General features: G+C 62.0%; 15 protein-coding genes. 6 read left to right on the top strand and 9 right to left on the bottom strand.

Features of this window, described 5'->3' with window-relative positions; translation table 11 throughout:
- The first annotated feature begins 6 nt into the window (after nucleotides 1-6).
- Entirely contained in the window at nucleotides 7-384 is a 378-nt protein-coding gene (locus HX818_RS27920; RefSeq protein ID WP_003217591.1) for a response regulator, read from the top strand.
- 30 nt (nucleotides 385-414) lie between these two features.
- Here the strand turns inward: HX818_RS27920 and HX818_RS27915 are convergent, their stop codons facing one another.
- The 4 genes from HX818_RS27915 to HX818_RS27900 all read right to left on the bottom strand — a co-directional run bounded on the left by HX818_RS27915 (nucleotide 415) and on the right by HX818_RS27900 (nucleotide 5,720).
- Nucleotides 415-2,085 (bottom strand): response regulator, encoded by a 1,671-nt coding sequence (locus tag HX818_RS27915; protein ID WP_008431031.1) that lies wholly within the window; start codon nucleotides 2,083-2,085, stop codon nucleotides 415-417.
- Nucleotides 2,082-3,584, bottom strand: coding sequence for an ATPase domain-containing protein (locus HX818_RS27910; protein ID WP_102369051.1), 1,503 nt, complete (start codon nucleotides 3,582-3,584; stop codon nucleotides 2,082-2,084). Before HX818_RS27910 ends, HX818_RS27915 begins: the two co-directional genes overlap by 4 nt.
- Nucleotides 3,585-3,695: 111 nt before the next feature.
- Nucleotides 3,696-4,754, bottom strand: coding sequence for a lipopolysaccharide assembly protein LapB (locus HX818_RS27905; RefSeq protein WP_003217597.1), 1,059 nt, complete (start codon nucleotides 4,752-4,754; stop codon nucleotides 3,696-3,698).
- 75 nt (nucleotides 4,755-4,829) lie between these two features.
- Nucleotides 4,830-5,720, bottom strand: coding sequence for a bestrophin family protein (locus HX818_RS27900; protein ID WP_087693011.1), 891 nt, complete (start codon nucleotides 5,718-5,720; stop codon nucleotides 4,830-4,832).
- Nucleotides 5,721-6,166: 446 nt separating this feature from the next.
- Here HX818_RS27900 and HX818_RS27895 point away from each other — a divergent pair, with 446 nt between their 5' ends.
- From HX818_RS27895 to HX818_RS27875, 5 genes are read left to right on the top strand one after another with little or no spacing between them, the layout of a single operon-like run.
- Nucleotides 6,167-7,816 carry an AMP-binding protein gene (locus HX818_RS27895; protein WP_177021111.1) on the top strand — a complete coding sequence of 550 codons (1,650 nt, stop codon included), beginning with the start codon at nucleotides 6,167-6,169 and terminating at the stop codon, nucleotides 7,814-7,816.
- A gap of 22 nt (nucleotides 7,817-7,838) precedes the next feature.
- Entirely contained in the window at nucleotides 7,839-8,606 is a 768-nt protein-coding gene (locus HX818_RS27890) for an SDR family NAD(P)-dependent oxidoreductase (protein ID WP_008433459.1), read from the top strand.
- A gap of 11 nt (nucleotides 8,607-8,617) precedes the next feature.
- Nucleotides 8,618-9,802: an acetyl-CoA C-acyltransferase gene (locus HX818_RS27885; protein WP_087693007.1), complete on the top strand. Its 1,185-nt coding sequence runs from the start codon at nucleotides 8,618-8,620 to the stop codon at nucleotides 9,800-9,802.
- Nucleotides 9,803-9,811: 9 nt separating this feature from the next.
- A complete protein-coding gene (locus tag HX818_RS27880; RefSeq protein ID WP_008433455.1) occupies nucleotides 9,812-10,939 on the top strand; it encodes an acyl-CoA dehydrogenase in 1,128 nt (375 codons plus the stop codon).
- Nucleotides 10,940-10,948: 9 nt separating this feature from the next.
- Nucleotides 10,949-11,722 carry an enoyl-CoA hydratase gene (locus HX818_RS27875; RefSeq protein ID WP_003217608.1) on the top strand — a complete coding sequence of 258 codons (774 nt, stop codon included), beginning with the start codon at nucleotides 10,949-10,951 and terminating at the stop codon, nucleotides 11,720-11,722.
- A 141-nt stretch (nucleotides 11,723-11,863) separates the two neighbouring features.
- Here HX818_RS27875 and HX818_RS27870 read toward each other — a convergent pair whose 3' ends face one another.
- The 5 genes from HX818_RS27870 to HX818_RS27850 all read right to left on the bottom strand — a co-directional run bounded on the left by HX818_RS27870 (nucleotide 11,864) and on the right by HX818_RS27850 (nucleotide 17,462).
- Nucleotides 11,864-13,015 (bottom strand): acyl-CoA dehydrogenase family protein, encoded by a 1,152-nt coding sequence (locus HX818_RS27870; RefSeq protein ID WP_177021110.1) that lies wholly within the window; start codon nucleotides 13,013-13,015, stop codon nucleotides 11,864-11,866.
- Nucleotides 13,016-13,018: 3 nt separating this feature from the next.
- Entirely contained in the window at nucleotides 13,019-14,122 is a 1,104-nt protein-coding gene (locus HX818_RS27865; protein ID WP_177021109.1) for an enoyl-CoA hydratase/isomerase family protein, read from the bottom strand.
- A gap of 124 nt (nucleotides 14,123-14,246) precedes the next feature.
- Entirely contained in the window at nucleotides 14,247-14,963 is a 717-nt protein-coding gene (locus HX818_RS27860) for an HPP family protein (protein ID WP_102369056.1), read from the bottom strand.
- A gap of 176 nt (nucleotides 14,964-15,139) precedes the next feature.
- Nucleotides 15,140-15,319, bottom strand: coding sequence for a type VI secretion system contractile sheath small subunit (locus HX818_RS27855; RefSeq protein ID WP_256344058.1), 180 nt, complete (start codon nucleotides 15,317-15,319; stop codon nucleotides 15,140-15,142).
- 520 nt (nucleotides 15,320-15,839) lie between these two features.
- Nucleotides 15,840-17,462: a phospholipid carrier-dependent glycosyltransferase gene (locus HX818_RS27850; RefSeq protein WP_177021108.1), complete on the bottom strand. Its 1,623-nt coding sequence runs from the start codon at nucleotides 17,460-17,462 to the stop codon at nucleotides 15,840-15,842.

The following is a 17,462-nucleotide window of genomic DNA, read 5'->3' as shown; positions in this document are numbered from 1 at the left end:
CTTCCCATGAGTGAAGATGCACAAGATGTTGTACTGATCGTCGAAGATGACGAATCGATTATGTTTGTGTTGGGCGAGTACCTGGCGGGCCTGGGGTATCGGGTGTTGAAGGCGATTGACGGTGAGCAGGCGTTTGAAATCCTGGCCACCAAGCCGCACCTGGACCTGATGGTGACCGACTACCGCCTGCCTGGCGGCATTTCCGGGGTGCAGATCGCGGAGCCTGCGATCAAGCTGCGCCCGGAATTGAAAGTGATCTTCATCAGCGGTTACCCGCAGGAGATTCTCGACTGCAACAGCCCGATCACGCGCAATGCGCCGATCCTGGCCAAACCGTTTGACCTGGATACGTTGCAGGAACATATCCAGCGGCTGTTGGCTTAACGTCTTGAGAAGAGGGAGCACACTCCCTCTTCAAGCCTTGATCATCTCCCTCACCTTTGCCGTCAACAGATCAAAGGTGAACGGCTTGGTGATCATCTGCATGCCCGGGTCCAGAAAACCGCCCCGTACAGCCGCATGCTCTGCATAGCCGGTAATAAACAACACCTTCAACTCGGGCCGCACCTGCCGGCCGATCTCCGCCAGTTGCCGGCCGTTCATGCCGGGCAGGCCAACGTCGCTGATCAGCAGGTCAATGCGCTGGCTGGACTCGATGATCGGCATGGCACTGTCGGCATCACCGGCTTCGACGAAGGCATAGCCCAGTTCACTCAGCACGGCGCTGACCAGCACCCGCACGGCCGGGTCGTCCTCGACGATCAGCACGGTCTCGCCGGCATTGGCGAACGGCAGCAATGCCGGGTTGAGCGGTTCATCTGCAATGACCTCGCCGACATACCTCGGCAGGAACAGGCTGACGGTGGTGCCTTGGCCCACCACACTGTGGATCGACACATGCCCGTGGGATTGGCGCGCAAACCCGTAGATCATCGACAACCCCAGCCCGGTGCCCTGGCCTATGGGTTTGGTGGTGAAGAACGGGTCAAATGCACGGCTGATCACGCTCTCGGGCATGCCGCAGCCGGTGTCGCTGACGCTCAGTTCCACATAGTCGCCAGGGGTGAGGGTGCCGTAGGCTGCGGTAAACACACTGTCCAGGTGGCGGTTGGTGGTTTCCACCACCAGTTTGCCGCCGTTGGGCATCGCATCCCGGGCATTGATGGCGAGGTTGAGCAGGGCGCTTTCCAGCTGGTTGGGGTCGGCTTCGGCGGTCCAGAGTTGCTCGGTCAGGCGGATATCCAGGGCAATGCTTTCATTCAGGCTGCGTTGCAGCAGCTCACCCATGGAGCTCACCAGCTGATTGATCTGCACCGGTTTCGAATCCAGCGACTGGCGCCGGGAGAAGGCCAGCAGGCGGTGGGTCAGGGCTGCTGCGCGGTTGGCCGACGTGACACCCAGGTCGATCAGGCTGTCGAGGTCTTCGGTGCGGCCCCGAGCCACGCGCCTGCGCAGCAGTTCCAGGCTGCCGATGATGCCGGTCAGCATGTTGTTGAAGTCATGGGCGATGCCGCCGGTCAATTGGCCGACGGCTTCCATTTTCTGTGACTGGCGCAACGCTTCTTCGTTATTGCGCAGCTGCGCCGTGCGTTCTTCCACCTGTTGCTCAAGGGTTTCCAGGGTGCTTTGCAGGCGCTGTTCGCTCTGGCTCAGGTCGATCAGCCGGTCGCGGGCCTCGTATTGCCGACGACGTCCGCGCAGCGCCGTGGTCACGAGGCTGATCAGGGTGATCGGGTGGAACGGGCGCTCCAGGAACGTCACGTTGCCCAGCAAGGTGCTCAGGTGCGACGAGCCATTCTGTTCGCTGCCGCCGTGGTGCGTCATCAGCACAATCGGCAGGTCTGACCACGCCGGTTGTTGATGCAGGTGCGTGAGCAGCGGTTCCAGGTCGATACCGCGCAGGGCTTCGGCAGCAATGACCAGCAAGCCGGCACCGTGCTCCAGCTCCTCGCAGAGCATCTGCAAATGGCTGGCGATGATGCCGTTGAAACCAGCCTCATTGAGCATCATCAACGCCAGGGAGCTGTCGCGACCCAGGGGCGCCAGAATGATCGCCCGTTCGAAAATGGCCGGCAGGCCACTCATGAACTTTCATCCTTGAGCAGCGGGTTGTCGGTGCCCATGTAGGTCGGTACGCCGCGCAATACACCCTGGAACGCATCAAGCGGTTCGCCGATGGTCATGCCACGACTGCCGATGCGGTATTCGCGAATGGTCGATTCGTGGCTGCCGGTGCGTTTCTTGATGATCGAAATAGCGCGCCGCACCTTGCCCAGCGCTTCGAAGTAACGCAGCAGGATCACGGTGTCGGCCAGATAGGTAATGTCCACCGGCGCCTGCATGTCGCCCACCAGCCCGTGCTGGGCGACGGTCATGAAGGTCGCAGCGCCACGGCGGTTGAGGTACAGCAGCAGTTCGTGCATGTGCAGGATCAACGCGTTCTCTTCCGGCATCGCGGCCTGATAGCCATTGACGCTGTCGATCACCACGGTCTTGATCCCGCGTTCGTCCACACAGCGGCGCACCCGATGGGAGAACTCGCCGGGGGACAACTCGGCGGCGTCTACCTGTTCGATCAGCAGGTTGCCGGTGGCTTGCAGGGCCTCCAGGTCGATGCCCATGTTCTTCATGCGCTCGAACAGCAGGCCCAGCTCTTCGTCAAAAATGAACAGCGCGGCTTTTTCGCCCCGGGAGACGGCTGCCGCGGCAAAGATCATCGAGATCAGCGATTTGCCGGTACCGGCCGGGCCCAGGATCAAGGTGCTGGAACCTGTCTCGATCCCGCCGCCCAACAGGGCGTCCATCTCGCGGATGCCGCTGGTAAGGGTCTGGCGGTTGTAGCCGCCACGGTGCTCGGCTGCCACGAGGCGCGGGAACACATGTACGCCGTCTTCCATGATGGTGAAGTCGTGAAAACCGCCACGGTACTTCTGGCCACGGTACTTCACGATCCGCACGCGGCGGCGCTCGGCACCGTAGTTGGGGGTCAGTTCTTCCAGGCGAATCACACCGTGGGCCACGCTGTGTACGGTCTTGTCGAGGGACTCGGTGGTCAGGTCGTCCAGCAGCAGCACGGTGGCGTCGTAGCGCACGAAGTAGTGCTTGATCGCCAGGATCTGCCGGCGATAGCGCAGGGAGCTTTGCGCCAGCAGGCGGATTTCCGAAAGGCTGTCGATCACGACGCGGGTAGGTTTGACCCGTTCCACCACTTCGAAGATCTGCCGGGTGGCTTCGCCCAGCTCAAGGTCCGAGGAATACAGGAGGCTTTGCTGGTGCTCGGCATTGAGCAGGCTTTCGGGGGGAGTCAGTTCAAAGATGTGAATGTGTTCGTCCAGGTCCCAACCATGGGACTTGGCACCCTGGCGCAACTCGCGCTCGGTTTCCGACAGGGTGATGTACAGCGATCGTTCGCCGTTTTTTGCGCCGGCCTGGAGGAAATGCAAGGCCACGGTGGTTTTACCGGTGCCGGGTTCACCTTCCAGCAGGAACAAATGGCTACGGGAAAGCCCTCCGGCAAGAATGTCGTCCAGACCTTCAATACCGGTGGCCGCCTTTGCTGTGAACAGCTCTTTGGATGTAGACAAGAAGTGCCCTCGGGTCACAAATAAGTAGTCGGCAGCGCCGTCTGGGGCGCGCCATATTTACTTGACCTTGGCGCCGTGTGGCGGTTCAACGTTTTGTATCAAATACCGCTTTTACAGGCCCTGTTGCAGCGCCGGGTCGTCCGGATTCTGCTGTTCAAGCTGTGCCAGCAGCACCTGCACATTCTGCAACTGGCCTGTTTCCTTCCAGTAATTGACCAGCAGCACCCTGGCTTTGCGATTGGCCGGGTTGCGCTGGATGATTTCTTCCAGCTGGCGCTGGGCGGCCTCCAGTTCCTGCTGGGCGTGCAGGGTGGTGGCCAGGTCGTAGCGGTAATCCTGGTTGTTCGGTTCGAGCTCCACCGCCCGGGACAGGCTGAGCAGGGCAAAGGCGCGCTCGCCATGGTGCAGCAGCCACATGCCCAGGGCATGTTGCAGGTAGGCCGAATCGGGGTGGGCCTGCAACTGTTTGGCCAGGAGTTGGCGGGACTCGTCGACCTTGCCCTGCTTGTCCAGCAGTTCAATTTGCGCGACCACGGCTTGCAGGTTGTCCGGTTGCAGGCGCATCGCCTGCTCCAGGGCGTTTTGTGCGTCGGGCAGCAGCGCGCTGTGAATGTACAGGCGTGCCAGCTGGATCCAGCCTTCGGGGCTTTCGGGTTGGCCCTTGAGCAGCTTTACGTATTCGTCGAGCACTTGCTGCAACGGGCCGAAGTACAGGCCCAGGGTATCCGGGGACAGCCCGAGCAAGGCATTGGCCGCGGCAAACCTGACGCTTTGCTCCGGGTCATCCAGCAGTGGCCCGAGCAACAGCGTGCGCTGGCCGCTGGGCACCAGGCCGACAATGCTGTGAATCGCCGCCTCGCGCACCATCGGTGCGTCGTTGGCCAGGTCCTTGTCCGCCAGCTTGAGGGCCTGGGGGCTGGGGTAGTTGGGCAGCTCGGCATGCAGGGCGGCGCGGCGCACATCGGAGAGGTCCGGGCGGCTCAACTGTTGATACAGCACCCGGGCAGCGCCGGGTTCACCGTTGTGCGCCTGTTTCAAGGCCTTGGCGTAACCATGGGCGATGGCCGGGGGCACGACCACCGGCGTGGTGCGGGTGAAATACCAGGTGATCAGCACAATAAACAACAGGGCGCACAGGCCGACGATGGAGTAACGGCGTGACTTTGACATGCAGGCGTCCGAAAGCTGGGCAGCTAGTGCAAAGCCATCAGCTTCGGTCAGGTTATCGCGAGTGTCAAACCCGCATCACGTCAGCACGAACTCAATCGGCTCAAGGGCCGGCGGCAGCGTGGTTTCGCCGAGGGCGGCGAGAATCTCGCGCTCCAGGGTGCGCACGATGGCGTTGCAGGGCAGGTCGTTTTCGTCGAAGCCGAACGGGTCTTCGAGGTCGTCGCCGATTTCGTCCAGGCCGAAGAAGGTGTAGCTGACGATGGCGGTGAACACCGGGGTCAGCCAGCCCAGCGGCTCGGCCATGGCGAAGGGCAGCAGGATACAGAACAGGTAGATGGTGCGGTGCAGCAGCAAGGTGTAGGGGAAGGGCAGCGGGGTGTGTTTGATCCGCTCGCAGGAGGCCTGGACCTGGCTCAGGCCGTACAGCCGGGTTTCCAGTTGGGTGTAGCGCCAGTCGCTGATGTGGCCCTGTTCGGCGAGGTTCGAGCAGCGGGCGCCGAGGTCTTGCAGGATGCTGTCGGGCAGGTTCGGGTGGCCGGGTTCTGGGTTGGCCCACGGTTTGATCGCCTGGCTTTCGTCTTCCAGGCGCAGGCGGGCGATCAGGCCATGGGCGAAACCGCACAGGCTGCGCAGGACGTGTTTGCGTTCGGCAGGGTTGAGGACCTGGGTTTCGCGGATAAGTGAGCGGATCTCGATGATCATCTGGCCCAGTTGTTTGCGGCCTTCCCACCAGCGGTCGTAGCAGGCGTTGTTGCGAAAGCTCATGAAGATGGACAGTGACAGCCCCAGCAGTGTGAAGGGTGTGGCGTTGACCTTGGAAAAGTAGGCCGGGTGCAGGGTTTCTACCAGCACGATGACTGAGGCCAGGAGGGTGACCAGCAGGCTGCGCAGCGCAATGCGTTTGGCGATCGAGCCCTTGAGGGAGAACAGGATGCCGAGCAGGTTGGGTTTGGGACGGACGATCATGGGCGGGGTTCTTGGGTGGCGCAGGCTGTCAGGTTAGAAGCATGTTTGCGTTGCGTCCAATTGCTTGGGCTGACTGGGTGATTGGTGGGGTCTATCGGGATTGAGTAAATATCCGTTTTTTCGGTGACCAGAGCGAAAGCAGATCTGCTTTTCTGTGGGAGCGGGCTTGCTCGCGAAAAACCTGAGAGCGCCGCGTTCATCCAGAATGCCCGCGTCATCGTTAACGACCTTCGCGAGCAAGCCCGCTCCCACATTTGGACCGTGCCCGCTTTAGCTTTTGATTTTGCTCTTCAACACTCACACACACCAAACAGCGCCCCCCCATTGGCCAAACCAGTCAACCAAGTTGAAAGCTTTGACCATTGCCCACCCACCGCTCTAGAGCGACTATTTCACCGGTCTACGTACCCATCCTGAAAATAAAAAACACACAGGGATTTGAAGCGATGCGTGATTACTCGGCTGCCACCACCCAGTTCAACTACCAACACACCGTCGACGCTGCCTTGTCGGGCAACCTGCAGGCCCTCAACGCCTGCGTCGAATGCTGCGACCGCCACGCCTTGCCCGGTCGCATCGCACTGTTCTGGGAGGGCAAGGACGGCCGCAGCGCCACATCCACCTTCACCCAACTGCAAGACCAGGCCGCACGCTTCGCCAACTTCCTCCTGGCCCAGGGCGTCAATCGCGGCGACAAGGTAGCAGGCCTCCTGCCACGCACCGCCGAGTTACTGATAGTGGTACTCGCCACCTGGCGCATCGGCGCGGTCTATCAGCCGCTGTTCACCGCCTTCGGCCCCAAAGCCATCGAACACCGCCTCAACAGCTCCGGCGCCGCGCTGGTGGTGACCGACGCGGTAAACCGCCCCAAACTCAATGAAGTGGCCGACTGCCCAACCATCGTCACCGTCGCCGGCCCCAATGGCGAAGGCATCGTGCGCGGTGATTTCAGCTTCTGGGCCGAACTGCCCAACTATTCCAACCTCTGCGAGCCCGTATTGCTGGGCGCCGACGACCCGTTCCTGCTGATGTTCACCTCCGGCACCACCGGCCCGTCGAAATCCCTGGCAGTACCGCTCAAGGCAATCGTGGCATTCCAGAGCTACACCCGCGACGCCGTCGACCTGCGCCCCGAAGACGCATTCTGGAACGTCGCCGACCCGGGCTGGGCCTACGGCATCTATTTCGGCGTGACCGGCCCCTTGTCCATGGGCCACCCGATCACCTTCTACGATGGCCCGTTCACCCTCGAAAGCACGTGCCGTGTCATCAACAAATACGGGATTACCAACCTCACCGGTTCGCCCACCGCCTACCGCCTGCTGATCGCCGGGGGCGAGCAGTTCGCCAAGTCGATCAAGGGCAAGCTGCGTATTGTCAGCAGTGCCGGCGAGCCGCTGAACCCGGAAGTGATCCGCTGGTTCGCCGATAACCTCGGCGTGACCATCCACGACCACTACGGCCAGACCGAGCTGGGCATGGTGCTGTGCAATCACCATGGCCTGGAGCATCCGGTGCACGTCGGCTCCGCGGGCTTTGCCTCGCCGGGCCATCGCATCGTGGTGCTGGACGACAACCATCAGGAGTTGCCCGCCGGCCAACCGGGCATCCTCGCCATCGACCGCGAGCAATCGCCGATGTGCTGGTTTGCCGGTTATGACGGCGTCAAGACCAAGGCCTTCGTCGGCAAGTACTACCTCAGCGGCGATACGGTGGAGCTGAACCCCGATGGCAGCATCAGCTTTGTCGGGCGCAGCGACGATGTGATTACCACTTCCGGCTATCGCGTGGGGCCGTTCGACGTAGAGAGCGCCTTGATCGAGCATCCGGCCGTGGTGGAGGCCGCCGTAGTGGGCAAGCCATGTCCGGAACGCACCGAGATCGTCAAGGCGTTTGTGGTGCTCAGCGAGCAGTACCGCGCCGAGCCGGCCCTGGCCGAAGAGCTGCGCCAGCACGTGCGCAAGCGCCTGGCCGCTCACTCGTACCCGCGGGAAATCGAATTTGTCAGCGAGCTGCCCAAGACCCCGAGCGGCAAGCTGCAACGCTTCATTTTGCGTAATCAGGAAATTGCCAAGGCCCAGGCGGCCACGGCGTGACCCATTCTTCAAGGAAACAATGATGCAGATTGAGAACAAGGTTTTTCTGGTCAGCGGTGGCGCTTCAGGCCTCGGCGCGGCAACCGCCGAGATGCTCGTGGCGGCCGGTGCCAAGGTGATGCTGGTGGACCTGAACGCCGACGCAGTGGCCGCCCAGGCGCAAAAGCTCGGCGCGCAGGCCCGCAGCGTAGTCGCCGATATCAGCCAGGAAGCCGCTGCCGAAGCGGCGGTACAGGCCACCGTCGCCGCCTTTGGCGGTTTGCATGGGTTGGTCAACTGTGCCGGTGTGGTGCGGGGAGAGAAAATCCTCGGCAAAAATGGCCCGCACGTGCTGGCCAACTTCGCGCAGGTGATCAACGTCAACCTGATCGGCAGTTTCAACCTGCTGCGCCTGGCTGCAGCGGCTATCGCTGAAACCGAGGCGAATGCCGATGGCGAGCGCGGTGTGATCATCAATACCGCTTCAGTGGCAGCGTTTGACGGCCAGATCGGCCAGGCGGCCTACGCCGCTTCCAAGGGCGCGATTGCCAGCCTGACCCTGCCGGCGGCCCGCGAACTGGCGCGCTACGGGATTCGGGTGATGACCATCGCCCCCGGTATTTTCGAAACTCCGATGATGGCGGGCATGACGCCGCAAGTGCGCGAATCCCTCGCCGCCGGCGTGCCATTCCCGCCGCGCCTGGGCAAGCCGGGCGAGTACGCCGCGCTGGTGCGGCATATCATTGAAAACAGCATGCTCAACGGCGAGGTGATCCGTCTCGACGGGGCCTTGCGCATGGCAGCCAAATAAGGAGATTTTTCATGACTGATCCAATCGTTATTGTCAGCGCGGTACGCACCCCGATGGGCGGGTTCCAGGGCGATCTCAAAGGCCTCACCGCTCCGCAATTGGGCGCTGCGGCGATTCGTGCAGCGGTCGAACGCGCCGGTATCGCTTCCGATGCCGTGGATGAAGTGCTGTTCGGTTGCGTGCTGCCCGCCGGCCTCGGCCAGGCGCCGGCACGCCAGGCGGCGCTGGGTGCTGGCCTGGACAAGTCCACGCGCTGCACCACCCTCAACAAGATGTGCGGCTCGGGCATGGAAGCCACGATCCTGGCCCATGACGCGTTGCTGGCAGGCAGCGTGGAGGTGGTCATCGCCGGTGGCATGGAAAGCATGTCCAACGCGCCGTACCTGCTGGACCGTGCCCGCAGCGGCTATCGCATGGGCCACGGCCGGGTGCTCGACCACATGTTCCTCGACGGCCTTGAAGACGCCTACGACAAGGGCCGCCTGATGGGCACCTTTGCCGAGGACTGCGCCGAGCACAACGGCTTTTCCCGCGAGGCCCAGGACGCGTTCGCGATTGCGTCCCTGACCCGTGCGCAACAGGCGATCACCGACGGCAACTTCATCGCCGAAATCGTCCCGGTGCAGGTCACCGTGGGCAAGGAACAGAAAACCATCATCCACGACGAACAGCCGCCGAAAGCCAAGCTGGACAAGATCGCCACCCTGAAGCCGGCCTTCCGTGAAGGCGGTACGGTGACGGCAGCCAACTCCAGTTCGATTTCCGACGGTGCGGCGGCGCTGCTGCTGATGCGCCAGTCCGAAGCGCACAAGCGCGGGCTCAAGCCTCTGGCGGTGATCCATGGCCACGCGGCGTTTGCCGATGAGCCTGGCCTGTTCCCGGTAGCGCCGGTGGGGGCGATCCGCAAGCTGATGAGCAAGACCGGCTGGAACCTCGACGAAGTCGACCTGTTTGAAATCAACGAAGCCTTTGCCGTGGTCAGCCTGGTGACCATGAGCAAGCTGGAGATTCCCCACAGCAAGGTCAACATCCACGGCGGTGCCTGTGCCCTGGGCCATCCGATTGGCGCGTCCGGCGCGCGGATCCTGGTGACCCTGCTTTCGGCCCTTCGCCAGAAAGGCCTCAAGCGCGGCGTTGCAGCGATCTGCATCGGCGGCGGTGAAGCCACGGCCATGGCCGTTGAATGCCTGTACTAAGGAACACCTATGCTGCCGAATGACGAACAACTGCAAATCAGCGAAGCCGCCCGGCAATTTGCCCAGGAACGCCTTAAACCGTTCGCTGCCGAGTGGGACCGCGAGCATCGCTTTCCCAAGGAAGCCATTGGTGAAATGGCCGAGCTGGGCTTTTTCGGCATGCTGGTCCCGGAGCAATGGGGCGGCTGTGATACCGGCTACCTGGCCTACGCCATGGCCCTGGAAGAGATCGCTGCCGGTGACGGCGCCTGCTCGACCATCATGAGCGTGCACAACTCCGTGGGCTGCGTGCCGATCCTCAAGTTCGGCAATGATCAACAGCGCGAGCAGTTCCTCAAGCCCCTGGCCAGTGGTGCGATGCTCGGTGCGTTTGCCTTGACCGAGCCCCAGGCCGGTTCCGACGCCAGCGGCCTGAAAACCCGTGCCCGGCTGGAGGGCGATCACTACGTCTTGAATGGCTGCAAGCAGTTCATCACCTCCGGGCAAAACGCCGGGATCGTGATTGTGTTTGCAGTCACCGATCCGGCTGCAGGCAAACGCGGCATCAGCGCCTTTATCGTGCCCACCGACTCGCCGGGCTACAGCGTCGCGCGGGTCGAGGACAAGCTCGGCCAGCATGCTTCCGACACCTGCCAGATCCTGTTTGAGGATGTGAAGGTGCCGGTGGCCAATCGTTTGGGCGAGGAGGGCGAAGGCTACCGGATCGCCCTGGCCAACCTCGAAGGCGGGCGTGTCGGCATTGCTTCGCAAGCGGTAGGCATGGCGCGGGCGGCATTTGAAGCGGCCCGGGACTACGCCCGCGAGCGGGAAAGCTTTGGCAAGCCGATCATCGAGCACCAGGCCGTGGCCTTCCGCCTGGCGGACATGGCGACGCAAATCGCCGTGGCGCGGCAGATGGTGCATTACGCCGCCGCCCTGCGTGACAGCGGCAAGCCGGCGCTGGTGGAAGCGTCCATGGCCAAGCTGTTTGCTTCGGAAATGGCCGAAAAGGTCTGCTCGGCAGCCTTGCAAACCCTCGGCGGTTACGGTTACCTGAGCGACTTTCCCCTGGAGCGGATCTACCGCGATGTGCGGGTCTGCCAGATTTACGAAGGCACCAGCGATATTCAACGCATGGTCATTTCACGCAATCTCTGAGGAGTCTCTATGAGTTACGAAAGCATTTTGCTGGACGTGCAGGGCCGGGTCGGGCTGATCACCCTCAATCGCCCGCAAGCGCTGAACGCCCTGAACGCGCAACTGGTCAGCGAGCTGAACCAGGCGCTGGACAGCCTGGAAGCCAACCCGGAAATCGGCTGCATCGTGCTAACCGGCTCGAAAAAAGCCTTTGCCGCCGGTGCCGACATCAAGGAAATGGCCGAGCTGACCTACCCGCAGATCTACCTCGACGACCTGTTCAGCGACAGCGATCGCGTGGCCAACCGCCGCAAGCCGATCATCGCGGCGGTCAACGGGTTTGCCCTGGGTGGCGGCTGTGAACTGGCCTTGATGTGCGACTTCATCCTGGCGGGTGACAACGCCAAGTTTGGCCAGCCGGAAATCAACCTCGGCGTGCTGCCGGGCATGGGCGGCACCCAGCGCCTGACCCGCGCCGTGGGCAAGGCCAAAGCCATGGAAATGTGCCTGACCGGGCGCTTTATCGATGCGGTGGAAGCCGAGCGCTGCGGGATCGTCGCGCGCATAGTGCCGGCGGATGAGCTGTTGGACGAAGCACTGAAGGTCGCGACCCTGATCGCCGGCAAGTCGGTGCCCATCAGCATGATGGTCAAGGAAAGCGTGAACCGCGCGTTTGAAGTGAGCCTGTCCGAAGGCGTGCGCTTTGAGCGCCGGGTGTTCCACGCGGCGTTTGCCACGCTGGATCAGAAGGAAGGCATGGCGGCGTTTGTGGCCAAGCGTGCGCCGGAGTTCAAGGACAAGTAAACACTGTCCTGAAACGCTGAAGATCAAAAAATGTGGGAGCGGGCTTGCTCGCGAAGGCGGTATTACAGTCACCCGATGTATCGACTGATCCACCGCCTTCGCGAGCAAGCCCGCTCCCACATGGGTTATGCGAAATACCTGTTACAGCTGGTAGTTTTTCAATTCTCTGGCAATCACCATCCGCTGAATCTCGCTGGTGCCCTCGTAAATCTGGGTAATCCGCGCATCCCGGTAGTAACGCTCCACAGGGTAGTCCTCCAGATAGCCATAACCCCCATGAATCTGCATGGCTGAAGAGCACACCTTCTCGGCCATTTCCGAGGCAAACAGCTTGGCCTGGGAGGCCTCCGACAGGCATGGCTTGCCCGCACTGCGCAATCGGGCGGCGTGCAGGATCAGCAAGCGCGCCGCATTCAGGCGGGTTTGCATGTCGGCCAGCAAGTTGGCCACGCTCTGGTGCTCGATGATCGCCTTGTCGAACTGCACCCGGTCACGGGCATAGGCCAGCGCGGCCTCAAAGGCGGCACGCGCAATACCCAGCGCCTGGGCGGCAATCCCGATGCGTCCGCCTTCGAGGTTGGACAGGGCGATGGCCAGGCCCTTGCCGCGTTCACCCAGCAGGTTGGCTTCCGGCACGGTGCACTGGTTGAGGGTGACGGCACAGGTGTCCGAGGCACGAATGCCCATCTTGTGTTCGGTACGGTCCACCACGAAGCCCGGGGTGTTGGTCGGCACCAGGAACGCCGAGATGCCTTTCTTGCCCAGCTCCGGGTCGGTCACTGCAAACACGATCGCCAGCTTGGCGCGCTTGCCGTTGCTGACAAACTGCTTGGCGCCGTTGATCACCCACTGGCCGTCCCGCAGTTCGGCACGGGTGCGCAGGTTGTGCGCTTCGGAACCGGCCTGGGGTTCGGTAAGGCAGAAGCAACCGATGGCCTGGCCGCTGGCCAGTTCCGCCAACCAGGTTTCCTTTTGTGCTTGTGAGCCGTAGTTGAGGATTGGCCCGCAACCCACTGAATTATGGATACTCATCAGTGCGCCGGTAGCGCCGTCGCCAGCGGAAATCTCTTCCACTGCCAGGGCGTAGGCCACGTAGTCGACGTAGGTGCCGCCCCATTCTTCAGGCACCACCATGCCCAGCAAACCCAACTCGCCCATCTTGGCGACCAAAGCATCGTCGATCCAGCCGGCCTTTTCCCAAGCCTGGGCGTGGGGGGCGATTTCGCCACGGGCAAAGTCCCGCGCCATGTCGCGGATCATCACTTGTTCTTCTGTAAATTCAATATCTTGCATGACTTAGTTCCCGTTCTTGTCGAAGTCGCGGAAGAAGCTTTCGACATGATCAGCCTCCAACGCCTGCAGGGTTGGAGGGTTCCAGCGAGGGGTTTTGTCCTTGTCGATCAGCAGGGCGCGGACGCCTTCGATCAGGTCGCCACGGGCAAACCATTGGCGGTCCAGGTGCAGTTCCAGGGCAAAGCATTGCTCCAGCGGCAGGTGGCGCCCGCGACGCAGCATCTGCAGGGTCACGGCCATGGCCAGGGGGGAGCGCGTCTGCATCAGGCTGGCGGTGGTCAATGCCCAGTCATGGCTGTCGGCGACGGTGACTTGCTGCAATTGCTCAACGATGCTCGGCACGTCCGGCAAGGCAAAGAAGTGATCGATGGCTGGGCGTAGCGCCGCCAGAGGGGCGTCGGGCAATTGTTGCACCGCGAGGCTGGCCAGCAGGCCTTGCAGGTCCTTGAGGGGAGAATCGTGCCATTCCAGGCGGTCCAGGCGCTGATCGAGGTCGGCGAGCCGGGTGCTGTCGAGGTACCAGTCCGCCAGGCCGCAATACAGGGCGTCGGCGGCGCGAATCTGCACGCCGGTCACCCCGAGGTAGATCCCCAGTTCCCCGGAAATGCGCGGCAGGAAATAGCTGCCGCCCACGTCAGGGAAATACCCGATGGCCACCTCGGGCATTGCCAGGCGGCTGCGGTCGGTGACCACCCGCAGGTCGGCGCCTTGGACCAGGCCCATGCCACCGCCAAGGACGAAGCCGTCCATCAGTGCCAGGACCGGTTTGCGATAGTTGTGAATGGCGAGGTCGAGGGCGTATTCCTCGACGAAGAAGTCTTCGTGGAGGGTGTCGCCGCTCTTGAAGCTGTCGTACAGCGAGCGAATGTCGCCGCCGGCGCAGAAGGCTTTTTCACCGGCACCGCGCAACACCACGGCATGCACCTGGGGATCCTCCGCCCACGCCTGCAAATGCCGGCTGAGGCTGCGGACCATGTCCAGGGTGAGGGCGTTAAGGCCTGCGGGGCGATTGAGGGTCAGGTGGCCAATATGGTTGCGTACGTGCGCCAGGACCTCGTCTTGCACAATCCCGGCGCTGCTTGCCTCGGATGAAACCTGAGCAGTCATCTCTAACTCCCTGCTTTTATTGTTCTTTATCAAGATGTTCGCGGGCGAACCATCTCGCGATCGTACCAGTGCAAATTTGCCCAGTACAAGTCGGAATCATGCAGGTCGTTTTTGCATTTTTGCCTTATGGAGGAGGCTGGCCCTGGTGCTGGAAAACCGCGCCGATGGTGCGCCGCCGGGCATACCGCTCGCTGGCCTGGATCAGCTCTTCCAGTTCCTGCGGGGTAACGTCCAGGAACTGCTCGCGCTCGGCGAGGGCCTGCTTGAGGTCCTCGGCGCTGATCCCGGGGTTTTCGGTGGCGATTGGCATAAAGATCGGCGCAGCCGGTTCGCGGGTGCCCTTGGGGTAACGCGTGCGCGTGGCGTTGTTGTAGGCCAGCGCGCAGGCCAACAAGGCCGTGGCGCCCAGCATGACTGCGGCAAGTTCGTGCCAGCCCATGGCAATCGAGGCGGGGTCAGCCAGCACCAGGCTCATGGCCAGGCCGCCCGCCGGTGGATGCAGGCAGCGCAGCCAGCAGATCAGGATCACGGTCATCCCGGCAGCCAGGCATGCGCTGCCCAGCGTTCGGCCCAATACCCGGGCCACCAGCAGCGCAACGATCCCGGCACACAGGTAGCTGCCGATGATCGACCAGGGCTGGGCCAGCGCGCCGGAGGATACGGCAAACAGCAGCACCGCCGAGGCTCCCAGCGGGCCTATCAGGTGCAGGGCCACCTCGGTGCCGAACACCTGGGCGCATACCCAGACGCTGAACAGTGTGCCCAGGGCCATGCCGATGGCGGCACGACTCCATTCGGCAGGGCGGGTATTGATGGCAGCGGGTAACCAGCGAGCGAGCATTGACAGACGATCCGTGAAAAGCGGGCGAAAAAAAAGGCTTGCCTGGTTTCCCGGAAAAGCCCTTTAAAGAAGTTCCTGCATTTGGGGGAGGAACCTGTGCAGTGTGCCAATCGATGAAGACTGCTGCCAATGCATATTAATGCAGGTCAAGTGCAGTATTTTTGCAGTAAAACGTGTCAGCCAAACGGTATCAGGCGGGTTGGCGGTGGCATGGGGTTGCTGATCTTGCCCAGCACACGGTCATCGGTTTCCTCGTTGATCAGCAGGTTTTGTACATTTTCCCGCAGCGATGGATTGTTGGCCAATGGCCCCTTGAGCACCACCAGTGCATCACGCAGTTCCATCAGCCGATCCAGTTTTGGCAGCGGGATGTAACCCGCATTGACTCTGTCGCGGGACAAAGGCGCGACAGCGTCAGAGGTTGAGGGGTCGGGCAATCGACGGTCGGACACAAAACATTCCTCTAAATGAAATAAACGGCAGCGCTGAATGCTGTTTAAAGGTCTTTATTGTTATTTCGACTGTTCGTTTAAGCGGGGCATGTCTTGATTGATGGCTTGCTGCTACGTTCGTCGAGTTTCTTTCGAAAGTAACAGGAATGCCTTACACCGCACCTTTGGAACTTCTGAAAATAGTTAAAAGTTATTAAATAATTAACTCGCTTGGCAGGCGAGTCTACAGTCGAGGGCTAGGGGCGGGAAGAGGGCGTCTTATCGGTAGCAGCGTATAGATGCGTAGGATGTTTCTCGATAGTTGCTACGCTAAAAGTTTCGAAGTTGAATGGGCAAAGAAGTTTCTTACATACACTTGGATTTATAACTACTGAATGTACTGGCGCGGGATAAGCGGTTGGTTCCGCTTATCCCGCGCCCTGTATCAAGGTTGTGCGGGTTTGATCAAATGCAGCAGTACGTAAGGGTTCTTGTCGAACTGGCCGGTCAGTACCGGCTGCAGTGAACGAAAACGCGGGTCGCTCAACGCTTCATAGTCCGACTGGCTCATGATCAGCCATGCAGGAGCCTGGATCGGCGCCAGGTCGGCAGGCAACTGGGTAAACAACGGCACCCGGTCGCAATCGAGGTTGACCATGAACTTGATGGCTTTTGCGTCCTTGCCCAGTGCGTGCAATACCAGCGGCGCCGGTTGTAGCTGGGTCAGCGCGTGGGCCTGGAGGGTAAAGGTGCGCGTGTCATACAACCGGCGCTCCAGCGGCTCGACCATCACGATATACGCCAGCCACACCGCCAATACCGCGGCGAAGGCCGGGCCCACGTAGCGAAGCCGCCGGTTGAACAGCAAGCCCAGCACCAGTACCTGGATCGCGATCAGGATCCCGAACACCGGATTGAGGCTGCCAATCTGCTCGGGGAAGCGGTGACGCGCCACGAACAAGCCTGCGATCAGCAGCCCCGGAATGACCGTCCACAACCCCAGCATCAGCCAGCGCAGCCCGGCGAACAGTCTGCCCCGCGACACCTGGAACGGATACGCGGCGATGATCGCGGCCAGGGGCAGCATCGGCAGCACATAGCGCGCTTTTTTCGCCTGGGGCACCGACAAGCCGATCATCACGATCAAGCCGGCGGCGAGGCAGTACAGCACCAGTTTCAGCGCCGGGCCCTTGTCCTCGCGGCCACCGGCGACAATCGCAATCAGCGCGAGTATTGCCAACGGATACGCCGGCGCGTAGTTACCCAGCGAACTGCTGAAGTAATACAGCGCGCTGCCGGAGCCTTCGGTGCCGTCCATGCGACCCAGGAACTGCATGCGGATCACGTCCTGCATGAACGTTTCACCGCCACTGAGCTTGGCCAGCAGCAACAGCAGGCCCACGCACGCCGCCAGTAACGCCAACGCCAGCAGGCCGAAACTGAAGAGCTGGCGCCATTGCCGGTTGATCAGGTAATAGCTGCACAGCATGCCGGTGGGGATCACCAGGCCGATCGGCCCACGGATCGCGAACCCCACGATCAGCAGCGCAAACAGCCAGTGCAGGCGCTTGCCGGCGCCGAAGTGGTCGTGGGCGTAACCCAGGTAGAAGACTGTCAGGGCCACTGCCGCCAGCATCTGGTCGAGGGACACCGCGCGGGTTTCGCTGATGAAGGTACTGCTGAGCAGCATCACCGCGATGCTCAGCAGTGCCCAGCGCCGGGAGTAGGGCGCGGTCAGCCGGTAGAGCAGCACCACGATCAGCGCCGAAGCGATGGCCGTGGGCAGCCAGGCCGTCAGGCTGGTGACCTGCCCCAGGGGCACCGACAGCAGCCAGGTCAGCAGCGTCGAGGTGGCCAGGTAATCGGCATAAGGTTGCCCGTACGTGGTCGGGAAGAACCCCGGCCCGTGGCGCAGCATCTCCTGGGCGAACAGCACGAAGCGCGAGTCAAAGCCGATGATTGCCTGGTTCCAGTTGCCCGCGACAAACAGGATCAGGGCCAGCAGCCCCAGGATCCATGAGTGTCGGCGGATCGTCGGGCTGAGCAGGGGCCGATGAGCTTTGTCCAC

It is taken from the genome of Pseudomonas sp. F9001 (assembly GCF_013385435.1).
Taxonomy (GTDB): domain Bacteria; phylum Pseudomonadota; class Gammaproteobacteria; order Pseudomonadales; family Pseudomonadaceae; genus Aquipseudomonas.
The sequence above is the reverse complement of the archived record's forward strand: the minus strand, read 5'-3'. Positions and strand labels throughout refer to the sequence as shown.

Excerpts from the sequence above, each read along its gene's own strand:
- HX818_RS27920 (WP_003217591.1), top strand. The coding sequence starts at position 7 with ATGAGTGAAGATGCACAAGATGTTGTACTGATCGTCGAAGATGACGAA.
- HX818_RS27915 (WP_008431031.1), bottom strand. The coding sequence starts at position 2,085 with ATGAGTGGCCTGCCGGCCATTTTCGAACGGGCGATCATTCTGGCGCCC.
- HX818_RS27905 (WP_003217597.1), bottom strand. The coding sequence starts at position 4,754 with ATGTCAAAGTCACGCCGTTACTCCATCGTCGGCCTGTGCGCCCTGTTG.
- HX818_RS27900 (WP_087693011.1), bottom strand. The coding sequence starts at position 5,720 with ATGATCGTCCGTCCCAAACCCAACCTGCTCGGCATCCTGTTCTCCCTC.
- HX818_RS27895 (WP_177021111.1), top strand. The coding sequence starts at position 6,167 with ATGCGTGATTACTCGGCTGCCACCACCCAGTTCAACTACCAACACACC.
- HX818_RS27890 (WP_008433459.1), top strand. The coding sequence starts at position 7,839 with ATGCAGATTGAGAACAAGGTTTTTCTGGTCAGCGGTGGCGCTTCAGGC.
- HX818_RS27885 (WP_087693007.1), top strand. The coding sequence starts at position 8,618 with ATGACTGATCCAATCGTTATTGTCAGCGCGGTACGCACCCCGATGGGC.
- HX818_RS27880 (WP_008433455.1), top strand. The coding sequence starts at position 9,812 with ATGCTGCCGAATGACGAACAACTGCAAATCAGCGAAGCCGCCCGGCAA.
- HX818_RS27875 (WP_003217608.1), top strand. The coding sequence starts at position 10,949 with ATGAGTTACGAAAGCATTTTGCTGGACGTGCAGGGCCGGGTCGGGCTG.
- HX818_RS27870 (WP_177021110.1), bottom strand. The coding sequence starts at position 13,015 with ATGCAAGATATTGAATTTACAGAAGAACAAGTGATGATCCGCGACATG.
- HX818_RS27865 (WP_177021109.1), bottom strand. The coding sequence starts at position 14,122 with ATGACTGCTCAGGTTTCATCCGAGGCAAGCAGCGCCGGGATTGTGCAA.
- HX818_RS27860 (WP_102369056.1), bottom strand. The coding sequence starts at position 14,963 with ATGCTCGCTCGCTGGTTACCCGCTGCCATCAATACCCGCCCTGCCGAA.